At 52.6% G+C, this 10,872-nt stretch carries 12 protein-coding genes and 1 tRNA gene; 9 read left to right on the top strand and 4 right to left on the bottom strand.

Going from position 1 to position 10,872, the window contains the following annotated elements; translation table 11 throughout:
- Positions 1-198 precede the first annotated feature (198 nt).
- Entirely contained in the window at positions 199-468 is a 270-nt protein-coding gene (locus tag AC06ND_RS09135; RefSeq protein WP_475678674.1) for a hypothetical protein, read from the top strand.
- 160 nt (positions 469-628) lie between these two features.
- On the opposite strand, the gene AC06ND_RS09130 is transcribed toward AC06ND_RS09135, so the two are convergent.
- Both AC06ND_RS09130 and serB read right to left on the bottom strand, forming a co-directional pair.
- A tRNA-Leu gene (locus tag AC06ND_RS09130) sits at positions 629-709 on the bottom strand.
- 60 nt (positions 710-769) lie between these two features.
- Positions 770-2,008: a phosphoserine phosphatase SerB gene (serB, locus tag AC06ND_RS09125; protein ID WP_475678673.1), complete on the bottom strand. Its 1,239-nt coding sequence runs from the start codon at positions 2,006-2,008 to the stop codon at positions 770-772.
- A 68-nt stretch (positions 2,009-2,076) separates the two neighbouring features.
- Here serB and AC06ND_RS09120 point away from each other — a divergent pair, with 68 nt between their 5' ends.
- From AC06ND_RS09120 to rpsU, 3 genes are all read left to right on the top strand, one after another.
- Positions 2,077-2,649 (top strand): DUF1963 domain-containing protein, encoded by a 573-nt coding sequence (locus AC06ND_RS09120; RefSeq protein WP_475678672.1) that lies wholly within the window; start codon positions 2,077-2,079, stop codon positions 2,647-2,649.
- Positions 2,650-2,688: 39 nt separating this feature from the next.
- Positions 2,689-5,772 (top strand): beta-galactosidase, LacZ type, encoded by a 3,084-nt coding sequence (gene lacZ / locus AC06ND_RS09115; RefSeq protein WP_475678671.1) that lies wholly within the window; start codon positions 2,689-2,691, stop codon positions 5,770-5,772.
- Positions 5,773-5,837: 65 nt separating this feature from the next.
- A complete protein-coding gene (rpsU, locus tag AC06ND_RS09110) occupies positions 5,838-6,032 on the top strand; it encodes a 30S ribosomal protein S21 (RefSeq protein ID WP_475678670.1) in 195 nt (64 codons plus the stop codon).
- 51 nt (positions 6,033-6,083) lie between these two features.
- Here rpsU and AC06ND_RS09105 read toward each other — a convergent pair whose 3' ends face one another.
- Both AC06ND_RS09105 and AC06ND_RS09100 read right to left on the bottom strand, forming a co-directional pair.
- Positions 6,084-6,797 carry an SIR2 family NAD-dependent protein deacylase gene (locus AC06ND_RS09105; protein ID WP_475678669.1) on the bottom strand — a complete coding sequence of 238 codons (714 nt, stop codon included), beginning with the start codon at positions 6,795-6,797 and terminating at the stop codon, positions 6,084-6,086.
- A 3-nt stretch (positions 6,798-6,800) separates the two neighbouring features.
- Positions 6,801-7,943: an ATP-binding protein gene (locus AC06ND_RS09100; RefSeq protein WP_475678668.1), complete on the bottom strand. Its 1,143-nt coding sequence runs from the start codon at positions 7,941-7,943 to the stop codon at positions 6,801-6,803.
- 187 nt (positions 7,944-8,130) lie between these two features.
- Here AC06ND_RS09100 and rplU point away from each other — a divergent pair, with 187 nt between their 5' ends.
- The 5 genes from rplU to AC06ND_RS09075 form a co-directional block, all read left to right on the top strand.
- Positions 8,131-8,442 (top strand): 50S ribosomal protein L21, encoded by a 312-nt coding sequence (gene rplU / locus AC06ND_RS09095; RefSeq protein WP_475678667.1) that lies wholly within the window; start codon positions 8,131-8,133, stop codon positions 8,440-8,442.
- Between the two features lie 23 nt (positions 8,443-8,465).
- A complete protein-coding gene (rpmA, locus tag AC06ND_RS09090; RefSeq protein WP_475678666.1) occupies positions 8,466-8,726 on the top strand; it encodes a 50S ribosomal protein L27 in 261 nt (86 codons plus the stop codon).
- 86 nt (positions 8,727-8,812) lie between these two features.
- Positions 8,813-10,084: a serine--tRNA ligase gene (gene serS, locus AC06ND_RS09085; RefSeq protein WP_475678665.1), complete on the top strand. Its 1,272-nt coding sequence runs from the start codon at positions 8,813-8,815 to the stop codon at positions 10,082-10,084.
- Positions 10,068-10,634, top strand: a complete 567-nt coding sequence (gene ruvC / locus AC06ND_RS09080) for a crossover junction endodeoxyribonuclease RuvC (protein WP_475678664.1) — start codon at positions 10,068-10,070, stop codon at positions 10,632-10,634. The genes serS and ruvC overlap by 17 nt, the downstream gene beginning before the upstream one ends.
- A gap of 55 nt (positions 10,635-10,689) precedes the next feature.
- On the top strand, positions 10,690-10,872 hold a 183-nt coding region (locus tag AC06ND_RS09075), incomplete at its 3' end, for a hypothetical protein (RefSeq protein WP_475678663.1).

Raw genomic sequence — 10,872 nt, 5'->3', positions numbered from 1 at the left:
ATCAAACCTATAAAGGTCTTGAAGCATGGACGAAGGGCTGTGAGCCTGTTCAAGTACGGGCTGGACTACATCTCTCAGTGCCTGATCAACCATACAGACCGCTATAGAATCAATGTTTTCAAATTTTTGTCATATACTTAGTTCTGCGATATTAAAGCAGGAGAAAAGCTGTTCCGTGACGCGAGTCACTATTTTTACATGCTGGGGAAAAATATTGAACAAAATAAAGAAATCGCAAAGGAAATAGGAGAGAGCATCTCATATACGGATGATGAGTTATACGCCGCAATAAGTATGAGATGCAGAGAAGCCTATGGCGAAATAAATCCATCTCTGATTTCCGCAGAGGCAAAGGTGTCGATAGCTAAGGTTATGAGAAATGAATATAATGCTACGAAGAAGCAGATCTGCAGAATTTTACGTGTTGATGCCTGTGTTTTGCAGTCTATCTTCGGCAGATTGGGGTAGCCGTTATCGCAACGGGGTGATTTTCATCTCAAATACCCCCAATCCGCGTCAAGATCCAATAAATGGGGAAACTTTTGCCGATTTTCGCCCCGCCAAGTAAAACGCGAGGCCCGAGCCAGCAACGAAAATAGCCCAGCCGTCTGGCTGAGCTACTTTCGAGTGCGGGCGAAGGGACTCGAACCCATACGCACGAGGCACCAGATCCTAAGTCTGGCTTGGCTACCAATTACAACACGCCCGCTTTTTTGCGCCCGATAGAGGATGATATCCCCGAACGCGACGCAAAGATATGCATTATTTCTTATTTTCCGTTAGGGTCGATATAAGAATCCTTGAGTCCGAGGAAGTAGAGGATACCGTCGAGACCGATCGTCGAGATGGACTGCTTTGCGTTCGCCTTTACCTTTGGCTTCGCGTGGTATGCGATTCCGAGACCAGCGAGACTGAGCATAGGGAGGTCGTTCGCACCGTCTCCTACCGCCACGGCCTGCTCGAGGTTGATATTCTCGAACTGGCAGAGAAGCCTGAGAAGCTCGGCCTTGCGCCTTCCGTCCACGACCTCGCCGCTGTACCTTCCGGTAAGCTTGCCGTCTTCGATCTCGAGATCATTGGCATACACGTAGTCGAATCCGAATCTCTGCTGGAGGTACTTGCCGAAGTATGTGAATCCTCCGGAGAGGATGGCGGTCTTGTATCCGACCCTCTTGAGGATGGTCATCATGCGCTCGAGACCCTCGTTGAAAGGAAGGTTCCTTGCGATTTCCTCCATTACCGAAACATCGAGACCCTTGAGCAGAGCGACACGGCGGGTAAAGCTCTCGGTGAAGTCGATCTCTCCGCGCATGGCACTTTCGGTGATGGCCCTGACCTGATCTCCGACGCCCGCCTTCTCTGCGAGCTCGTCGATGCACTCGGTGTGGATGAGGGTCGAGTCCATATCGAAGCAGATGAGCCTGCGGCTCCTACGGTAGATGTCGTCCTTCTGGAAAGAGAGGTCGATGCTGCCGCCTGCTGCGAGAAGCGCGTGCTGGAACTCCTGCCTCTGCTCCGGAGTCAGCGAGCCGCGGACGGAGAACTCGATACATGACTTAGAGGTGCTGTCGTTCTCGTCCAGAGGCATACGGCCGGTGAGTCGCTTGATTGCATCGATGTTGAGTCCATACTGGGTCACGACTCCCGATACGTCTGCGATGTTCTGCGCGGTGATGGTCCTGCCGAGGAGGGTGACGACGTATCTGTTGCGTCCCTGCCTTGCCACCCATGCGTTGTAGTCCTCGATGGCGACCGGATTGAACCTGATCATCAGACCGAGCTCGGAGGTCTTGAAGAGGAGCTCCTTCATGATGAAACCGCTCTTGTCGGTGGTCGTCTTGAGAAGCATCGCGAGGGTGAGGGAATTGTGGATGTTCGCCTGTCCGATGTCGAGGATGACTGCATCGTATTTTGCGAGTATACCCGAGAGGGAGGTGGTAAGACCCGGCTTATCATCGCCGGATATGTTGACCTGGATTATTTCGATTTCTGGATTGTTCGTGCTCATGGCTTGAATCATTTGCTGCAAAGGTAAGGGATTTTTTTCGTATATTCGCGGAATCAAACACTGAACTTATGGCCGTCAGAATAGACATTGAAGCAACTGAGAGAGAACTTTTCTGCTGCAGCAAGTGGTGGGGCGATCCCGACATGCCTGCGGACATGGAATATCCGATGATGCAGACCCCCGAGGGATCATATCCTCTTACCTTCCTCTGCCAGGTGGATTGCGAGGAAGCCGCGAAGTCCGATGCGAGCGGGCTCATGCCTAAGGAAGGCATGCTATATTTCTTCGCAGCGGTGGACGATCTGATCGGATATGATTCACCTGTCCATCTGGGAAAGGGGGAGTGGCCGAAGGGAAGCGTGATGGTCAAGTACGCGAAGGAGGTCAATTTCGAGACCTTCAACAGCTGCATGATGGTGGACGATGAGGGTGAGAGCCTTTCAGAAAGGGCGATGCTCCTGAGCATGTCCCCATGTGAGGAGGACTTCGGCGGTATACGTCTGTACGGAAACGCAACCAGGGAGGGCTACTACAACCTGCTTCAGGTCGCGTTCGATCCCGAGCATACCCTCTGCATCGAGATCAAGGAGTCCGACCTCAAGTACGGTAACTGGAAGAAATCTGTGGCTGTCCTGAAATAGGACGGCCCTCTTTTATGATTGAATAAGCAAAACGAGAATATGAATTTCAGAACAATCTTGTCTGCAGCGGCGCTCATGGTCGCTTCCGTCGCGTCAGCACAGACCTTCAATGAGTGGCAGAACCCAAGGGTGAATCAGGTGAACCGCCTTCCTATGCACACGGCATACTTCGCGTTCGAGAGCGAGTCTGCGGCGCAGAAGCCGGCAAAGGAAAGTGCGAACTACCTCACTCTCCATGGCACATGGGACTTCAATTACGTGGCGAATGCGAATCAGCGTCCTGTCGGTTTCTGGCAGCCAGAGTACAGCGTCGATTCTTGGGATAAGATGCCGGTTCCCGGTATGTGGGAGCTCGAGGGCTTCGGCGATCCTATCTATGTGAACAATGGATATGCCTGGGGCAATCAGTTCAGGAGCAATCCTCCGAAGGTGCCAGTGAAGAACAACCATGTCGGTTCATACCGCCGTTCGTTCGTGATTCCTGCGGACTGGAAGGGCAAGGAGATCATCGCCCATTTCGGCTCCGTGACCAGCAACATATACCTCTGGGTGAACGGCAAGTTCGTCGGCTACAGCGAGGACAGCAAGCTCGAGTGCGAGTTTGACCTCACCAAGTTCGTGAAGCCGGGCGAGGAGAACCTCATCGCATTCCAGGTGTTCCGCTGGTGTGACGGTTCATATCTCGAGGACCAGGACTTCTTCCGTTTCAGCGGAGTTGCCCGCGAATCATATCTCTATGCGCGTCCTAAGAAGCATATCGAGGATATCCGTGCTACTCCGGACCTCGATGCAAACTATGCAGACGGCTCACTCAAGGTGGACGTCAAGCTCAGCAGCGCAGCAAATGTCAATCTCGACCTCCGCGATGCCGAGGGCAAGATCGTCGCTTCGACCGAACTCAGCGGCAAGTCTCTCGATCGCTCGGCGGTCCTCGAGGTGAAGAATCCTCAGAAGTGGACTGCTGAGACTCCATATCTCTATACTCTCACCGCGACTCTCAGCGAACTCGGAACCGTATCTGAGGTGATTCCTGTGAAGGTCGGTTTCCGCAAGATAGAGATCAAGGATGCGCAGCTCCTCGTGAACGGCCAACCTGTGCTCTTCAAGGGTGCTGACCGCCATGAGCTCGATCCTGACGGCGGTTACATCGTCAGCCGCGAGCGTATGCTCCAGGACATCCGGATCATGAAGCAGTTCAACATCAACGCGGTGCGTACCTGCCATTATCCTGACGACAATCTCTGGTACGAGCTCTGCGACGAATACGGAATCTACCTCGTTGCCGAGGCTAACATCGAGTCCCATGGAATGGGTTACGGTGCCGAGACCATCGCAAAGCGCGAAGATTATCATCTTGCCCACATGGAGCGCGACCAGCGCAACGTCCAGCGCAACTTCAACCATCCTTCCATCATCTTCTGGTCTCTCGGAAATGAGGCCGGATATGGCAAGAACTTCGAGGATACCTATGATTGGACCAAGGCTGAGGACCCAAGCCGTCCGTGTCAGTATGAGCAGGCACACCTTACCGGCAAGTCGGACATCTACTGCCCTATGTACGCGGGATATGACCATTGCCGCAACTATTGCCTCAATCCGGAGAGCACCAAGCCTCTCATCCAGTGCGAGTATGCCCATGCGATGGGTAACTCGGAGGGCGGATTCAAGGAATATTGGGACCTCATCCGCGAGATGCCTAAGTACCAGGGTGGCTTCATCTGGGACTTCGTGGACCAGAGCATCCGCTGGACAGGCAAGGACGGAGTCGAGATCTATGCATACGGTGGCGACTTCAACCGTACCGATGCCCATGACCAGAACTTCTGCGACAACGGTCTCATCAGCCCTGACCGTGTCCCTAATCCACATATGTATGAGGTGGGCTACTACTACCAGAATATCTGGGCGAGCCTCGCAGGTGAGCACAAGGTGGAGGTCTACAACGAGAACTTCTTCCGCGGTCTCGAGTACTGCAGGATGGAGTGGCAGCTCCTCAAGGACGGTAAGGTAGTCCGCACCGGCGTCATCAATGATCTCTCCGTGGCTCCTCAGAAGAAGGCTGTCGTGAATGTTGATTACGGCAAGACCGACTCCGAGGGCGAGTGGCTCCTCAATGTCTGCTTCGTGCAGAAGGCGGAGGAGAATCTCCTTCCTGCCGGTCATGTGGTTGCGAAGAACCAGCTCGAACTTGGCCAGCGGAAGGCTCCCGAGCTCGTGATTGCGAACAAGGTGGTCAACAACATGAGTCTTGTCACCCCAAGCATAGACCATGAGGACTTCAACTATATCTTCGTTAGCGGTGAGGGCTTCGAACTTGCGTTCTCTCGCTACGACGGTTTCCTTTGCGGCTACAAGCTCGGTGGTGCGGAACTCCTCGCCGAGGGTGCCAAGCTTACTCCTAACTTCTGGAGGGCTCCTACCGACAATGACTATGGTGCAGGTCTCCAGCGCAGGTACGCTGCATGGAAGACACCAGGCCTGAAGCTCGGTGAGATTTCTGCCGACATGGTCGACGGACTCGCAGTCGTGAAGGCTGAATATACATTCGCAAGCATCCCTGGTAAGTTCTGCCTTACCTACCGTATAAATAATGTGGGCGCAGTTGAGGTCACTCAGACCCTCGCTGCTTCCGGAGAGGCATCCAACATGTTCCGCTTCGGCATGCAGATGCCTATGCCAGCATCGTTTGAGAACATCGAGTACTACGGACGCGGTCCGGGCGAGAACTACTCTGACCGAAACAATGAGTCTTTCCTCGGTATCTACGCCCAGAGCGTGACAGAGCAGTTCTATCCTTACATCCGTCCGCAGGAGAACGGTACCAAGACCGATATCCGCTGGTGGAAGATGACGAACAATGCCGGCAAGGGTATCGTGGTTATGGCGGAGGATCCGTTCTCTGCCTCAGCGCTCCACTACACCATGGAGAGCCTTGATGACGGTCCTGTCAAGCATCAGAGCCACTCTCCTGAGGTAAAGAAGGCTGACCTTACCAACTTCCTCATCGACAAGGCGCAGATGGGCCTTGGCTGCGTGAACAGCTGGGGTGCTCTCCCTCTCGAGAAGTACATGCTTCCATACAAGGACTACAGCTTCCGCTTTGTCATTGCCCCTGTGAAATAAATGTTTGCAAAGTAGAATTCTTTGTCTATCTTTGCATCCGCAAATAAAAAGGAGGTGATTTTAGCATGATTATAGTACCTGTAAAAGAAGGCGAGAACATCGAGAAGGCACTCAAGAAGTTCAAGAGGAAATTCGAGAAGACCGGTGCGATCCGCGAGCTCCGTGCGCGTAGAGAGTTCACTAAGCCATCTGTCAAGAAGCGTGTAGCTATGCAGAAGGCTATCTACGTACAGCATCTTCAGCTTCAGGACGAGCAGTAATCTGTCTCTCCAGAAATAAAAGAGGTCGACCCAGCGGGTCGGCCTCTTATTTTATGCCTTGGTGATTTCTTCGATGAAGGTTTCCATTCCCTTTGTCGCTACGTCCTTGATGTGGTGCAGTCTTGAGTCGCGGAGCCCGACGTCGTTTGGGTCGATGACGTAGATAGGAGTCTCGTACTTCGCATAACGGTAGAGCCCGGCAGCGGGGTAGACCTTCATGGAAGTGCCGACGATGAGCAGGATGTCCGCTTCGGAAACGATGTCGATCGCGCGCTCGATGTTCGGAACTGCCTCGCCGAACCACACGATATGAGGACGCAGCTGCGCACCGTTCGGTGCCTTGTCGCCGATGTGGATAGGGTCATATCCTATGTCCATCACGCTCTGAGTCGAGAATCGGTCCATGTCGTTGTAGCAGTTCTCCGGGCGTACCTTGGTGAGCTCTCCGTGGAGGTGGATGATCCTTGTCGAACCTGCGCGCTCGTGGAGGTTGTCCACGTTCTGGGTTACAACGGTTACGTCGTAGTCCTTCTCGAGCTCCGCGATTGCGCGATGGGCTGCGTTGGGCTTCACCTGTGCAAGCTGAGCCCTGCGCTCATTGTAGAACTTGAGCACCAGCTCCGGGTTCTTGTACCAACCCCTGATGTCTGCGACCTCTTCGACAGGGTAGTTCTCCCAGAGTCCGTCGCTGTCCCTGAATGTGCTGATTCCTGATTCCGCAGACACTCCTGCGCCTGTCAGAACTACGATTTTCTTCTTTGCCATCTGCTATGCGAAATAATAGTTGGTGAGCCAATATTTGAATAGAGGGTCGAGGAACACGGCCTCGTCATTGTCGGTGAATGTGATGAGCTCCTTCTTCATCAGCGCCTCCTTCACTCTGACGACGTTCGCCGAAGAGTTGAGCTTGTACTTCCTGATGACGTCGGCGGCGGTGAATCTCGTGACACCTTCGAGCATCGCCTGGAGGAAGCTGATCTGGTGCCATGTGAGATTGTTCATCGACGTCCTGAACCTGACGTCATGGATGGATACGAGGGTGTTCAGGGAGTCCATCATGATCGCATTCGTGATATAGCCCTTGGTGAGGGAGTCGCAGATCGAGACGAAGTGGTTTATGTACCAGAGGTTGCCCTCGAACATGTGCGCGACCCTTGCCGCTGCGTCCTTCTCGATGACCTTTCCGCTCTGGAGGAGTCCCTTGACCATGTAGTCGACTATCTCGGCCTCCTCGGCACTTGGGATGGTGAATTCCTCGATCACGCCCCTGAACATGGGACTCTTGTGGAAGATTGAGCGCATCGCGTTGTAGCACGAACCGGTGATGACAAAGTTGCATCCGCTGCCGTCATTCCTGCGCTCGCTGAGCACTTCCTTGAAGGAGCGGAGTATCTGTCCATTGTCCTCGAGCTCGGCAACTGTCTGGAATTCGTCTATTACCATATATATCTTCATCCCTCTCGCCGCCGCGATCCTGGCAGGGAGCCTGAGCATGAAGAAGATGTCGTTCGCGTCGGCGTCCCAGTTGAGGGACACGGCCTCGTCGAAGTCACAGAACCTCTTCTGGTCGAAGACGAAGTGGGTGCCTGCGAGATGGGTCTCGACTATGTATTCATATTCGTCAGCGGTGGTTGCGAGGGCGCGGATCACGGCGTTTCCGAACTTCAGGAGCATCGCGCTGAGGGAACGGACGTTGAAGAGGTTGACGTTGCAGGTTGCGAAATGCTTTCCTGCCATCTTCATGTTGAAGAAGGTCTGCTGTATGGCGGACATGGTGCCGCTCTTCGGCGTTCCGAGCAGCACGAGGTTCTCGTTCGAGCTGAGAAGGTTCGCCATGGCGGTACATTCCTTCTTCCTGCCGATGAAGTTCTTACCGGTGACGTACTTGTCGTAAATGAAAGGTGTATCCATAGGTACAAAAATACAAACTTTTTTGTTTCATCCTTCTATGTGACAAATATTTCGGTAGTTTTGACAAAAAGTTGGTGGTTTATATGAAAAATACTATATTTGCGGTCCGATTTTAGGGTTGTGGAGCTCTATAAGTGCTGCAGACGCAGCCGCTTGCAACCAAAACTTAGTTAAAAAGTTTTATAGAATGTACGCTATTGTGGACATCGCAGGCCAGCAGTTCAAGGTTGAGGCTGGCAAGGAAATCTTCGTAAACCGCCTCGCGGCTGAAAAAGGTGCTGCTGTTGAATTCACCACTGTACTTCTCGTAGACGTTGACGGAGCTGTCAAGGTTGGCGCTCCTTACGTTGAGGGTGCTGTTGTGAAGGCAACTGTACTTGACGACACTTGCAAAGCAGACAAGGTTCTCGTTTTCAAGAAGAAACGTCGTAAAGGTTATCAGAAACTGAACGGTCATCGTCAGTATCTTACTAAACTCCAGATCAACGAGATCGCGTAATTAACTTTTAAAGATTTAAGATTATGGCACATAAAAAAGGCGTCGGTAGTTCAAAGAACGGTCGTGAATCAGAAAGCAAACGCTTGGGTCTCAAGAAGTTTGGTAGCGAGAAGGTAAAGGCTGGCAACATCCTCGTTCGCCAGAGAGGTACAGTTCATAACCCAGGTACCAACGTTGGTATGGGTAAGGACCACACCCTTTACGCACTTGTTGACGGTACTGTAGTATACTGCAAGAAGCAGGGCAACAAGTCTTACGTGTCGGTTGTTCCTTTCGAGAACTAAACACGGAGATTTAAATGAAGATAGAGAGGCTGTTCTCCGTGCGGGTGCAGTCTCTCTTTTTTTTGAAAGACATTTTACATTAAGATATGCTTACACTGAAGTTGCTCCGTGAGAATCCGGAGTTTGTGATCAAGAAGCTCGCAGTCAAGAACTTCGATGCCACCGAGATCGTTGCTAAGATCAACGAACTCGACGAGAAGCGTCGTGCTCTCCAGGCAGAGGTTGACAACTGCAATGCAGAACAGAAGAAGGCAGCTGCCCTCATCGGCGGCTACATGAAGGCTGGACAGAAGGCTGAGGCAGAGGCTGCAAAGGCAGAGGTCGCTCAGCTCAAGGCAAAGTCAGCAGAGCTTGAGGCTCAGGCTGCTGCCAACCAGGCAGAGCTTGACAAGACCATCGTCCTCCTTCCTAATATCCCTTGTGACCTCGTACCTGAAGGAAAGGGTGCCGAGGACAACGTCGTAGTGAAGATGGGTAACGAGATTCCTGATCTCGGCCCTGATGCTCTTCCACATTGGGAACTCGCAAAGAAGTTCGACCTCATCGATTTCGATCTCGGCGTGAAGATTACCGGCGCAGGCTTCCCTGTGTACAAGGGTAAGGGTGCAAGGCTTCAGCGCGCACTCATCAACTTCTTCCTTGACATCAACACCGAGGCAGGTTACCTCGAGGTTGAGCCACCTGTCATGGTGAACGAGGCTTCCGGTTTCGGTACCGGTCAGCTTCCTGACAAGGAGGGACAGATGTACCATGCTAACCTGGACAACTTCTATATGGTTCCTACAGCAGAGGTTCCTGTGACCAATATCTATCGCGACACTATCCTCAAGGAGAGCGACTTCCCTGTGAAGATGACCGCTTATACTCCTTGCTTCCGTCGCGAGGCAGGTTCTTACGGAAAGGATGTCCGTGGTCACAACCGTCTCCATCAGTTCGACAAGGTCGAGATCGTACGCATCGAGAAGCCGGAGAACTCTTACGCAGCTCTTGACGAGATGGTCGCTCATGTCGAGAAGATCGTCAACAAGCTCGGCCTTCCATATCGTATCCTCCGTCTCTGCGGCGGTGACATGAGCTTCACCTCAGCGATCACCTACGACTTCGAGCTTTATTCAGCAGCTCAGGGACGTTGGCTCGAGATCTCTTCAGTTTCGAACTTCGAGTCATACCAGACCAACCGCCTGAAGTGCCGCTACAAGGATTCAGAGGGCAAGACCCAGCTCTGCCACTCTCCCAACGCTAGCTCGCTCGCGCTTCCTCGCGTCGTTGCAACTCTCCTCGAGAACTGCCAGAAGGACGGTAAGATCATCATTCCAGAGGCCCTCAGACCTTACACTGGATTTGATGTCATCGACTAAGGAAAGAATCATTCTAGGTGTAGACCCCGGAACCAACATTCTTGGCTACGGGGTCATACGCGTAGATGAAAGAAACAAACCTCATTACATTACGATGGGTGTCTTCGATCTCCGAAAGATAGGGGACCCTTTCGAGAAGCTTGCTAACATCAACGCCGGAATCAGCGAACTTATCGAGGAATATCACCCGACCGACCTCGCTGTCGAGTCTCCCTTCATGGGTAAGAATGCTCAGGTGATCCTCAAGCTCGGCAGGGCCCAGGGCGCTGCCATAATTGCCGCGACAACGCGCGGTATCGCAGTTTCGGAGTACGCTCCGAGCAAGGCGAAGATAGCCATCTGCGGCAACGGTGCCGCTTCCAAGCAGCAGGTGGCGATGATGGTCGAGAAGACCCTCGGTATCAAGCTCGAGGCCAAGTACCTCGATGCGACAGATGCATTGGCGATAGCCATGTGTCACTGTTACCAGCTTACTAACCCTTTGGCACAGTCCTCCGGAAAGAGCGATTGGAAACATTTTATCCAAAATCATCCAGATAGGATAAAATAGTTTAAACCTTCGCGCTCAGCTCGTGTCAAAGAACCGAAAGAACTTATTAAATTAAATGAAACGCTTTTTTACTATCATTGTGGCCATGTGTGTGGCCGTTTCAGCGTTTGCACAGAATACCAGCATCAAGTTGACGCTCATCGATGCGTCGACAGGTGAGGGTGTGCCATTCGCAACAGTATCAATCACTCCGGAAGGAGCAACCAAGGCGAGCAAGTATGTGCTGACTACCGAGAAG

It is taken from the genome of Candidatus Cryptobacteroides sp. (assembly GCF_056207615.1).
Note: the sequence above shows the minus strand (reverse complement) of the source record. Positions and strands in the feature narration are given on the sequence as shown.

Coding starts and splice junctions, on each gene's coding strand:
- rpmA (WP_475678666.1), top strand. CDS start 8,466: ATGGCACATAAAAAAGGCGTCGGTAGTTCAAAGAACGGTCGTGAATCA.
- AC06ND_RS09100 (WP_475678668.1), bottom strand. CDS start 7,943: ATGGATACACCTTTCATTTACGACAAGTACGTCACCGGTAAGAACTTC.
- AC06ND_RS09105 (WP_475678669.1), bottom strand. CDS start 6,797: ATGGCAAAGAAGAAAATCGTAGTTCTGACAGGCGCAGGAGTGTCTGCG.
- lacZ (WP_475678671.1), top strand. CDS start 2,689: ATGAATTTCAGAACAATCTTGTCTGCAGCGGCGCTCATGGTCGCTTCC.
- rplU (WP_475678667.1), top strand. CDS start 8,131: ATGTACGCTATTGTGGACATCGCAGGCCAGCAGTTCAAGGTTGAGGCT.
- AC06ND_RS09120 (WP_475678672.1), top strand. CDS start 2,077: ATGGCCGTCAGAATAGACATTGAAGCAACTGAGAGAGAACTTTTCTGC.
- serS (WP_475678665.1), top strand. CDS start 8,813: ATGCTTACACTGAAGTTGCTCCGTGAGAATCCGGAGTTTGTGATCAAG.
- rpsU (WP_475678670.1), top strand. CDS start 5,838: ATGATTATAGTACCTGTAAAAGAAGGCGAGAACATCGAGAAGGCACTC.
- serB (WP_475678673.1), bottom strand. CDS start 2,008: ATGAGCACGAACAATCCAGAAATCGAAATAATCCAGGTCAACATATCC.
- AC06ND_RS09135 (WP_475678674.1), top strand. CDS start 199: ATGCTGGGGAAAAATATTGAACAAAATAAAGAAATCGCAAAGGAAATA.